The sequence below is a fragment of the Anabaena sp. CCY 0017 genome, assembly GCF_963920885.1.
Lineage (GTDB): Bacteria > Cyanobacteriota > Cyanobacteriia > Cyanobacteriales > Nostocaceae > Nodularia.
In genome coordinates, this window is the sequence record NZ_CAWUDG010000132.1 from 1 (window position 1) to 219 (window position 219).

The window sequence follows — 219 nt, forward strand, 5'->3', positions numbered from 1 at the left end:
TTGGCGCCGATGATGCAGTTCCTGCCGATCTTCGCCCCCTTCAAAACCACCGCACCAATTCCGATCAGGCTGTAGTCCCCAACCTCACAGCCATGCAGCATGGCCTGATGCCCGACCGTCACTCCGCGCCCCAGCGTCAGCGGCGAACCGGGGTCGGTGTGCAGCACTGCCCCGTCCTGAACAGTGCTGTCCGGCCCCAGGATGAGCGGATCATTGTCC

General features: G+C 63.9%; 1 protein-coding gene. It reads right to left on the reverse strand.

Features of this window, described 5'->3' with window-relative positions; genetic code table 11:
• The coding region (locus ACM0OW_RS25955; RefSeq protein ID WP_414553609.1) for a gamma carbonic anhydrase family protein at nt 1-219 on the reverse strand (219 nt) is incomplete at both ends.